Origin of the sequence: Streptococcus suis (assembly GCF_002960445.1) — a bacterium.
Taxonomy (GTDB): Bacteria; Bacillota; Bacilli; order Lactobacillales; family Streptococcaceae; genus Streptococcus; species Streptococcus hyiners.
Genome location: NZ_POJD01000383.1, coordinates 1 through 291 on the forward strand (window position 1 = coordinate 1; position 291 = coordinate 291).

Below are 291 nucleotides of genomic sequence, written 5' to 3' on the forward strand. Positions count from 1 at the left end.
GGATGGTAGAGAAGAAGGTGTTTGGTCTGGATACGGTGGACATTCGCCTAGGGGGATTGGATGCCCGCATTCGCCGAGCAATCCAGCGGTTGCAAGCCTATCTGAACAATGAAGTACCTAAACTAGATGAACTAGAAGTGCCAATTCTCCCTTACGATGACTTCCATCAGGACAAGGGATTTATTGCGACAACTGCCAACCAATGGCAGATTATTGCGACGGCTTCAACCATCTATACGACCTAGTAGTTCTCGAGCTCGAAAGGGCTCAATTTTTTATGCAAATTTTGAT

Annotated in this window: 1 pseudogene; it reads left to right on the plus strand. The window is 46.4% G+C overall.

What is annotated here, in order from left to right:
- Positions 1 to 245, plus strand: a pseudogene (locus tag C1G53_RS12175) (beta-N-acetylhexosaminidase); the annotation flags it as partial.
- Positions 246 to 291 lie beyond the last annotated feature (46 nt).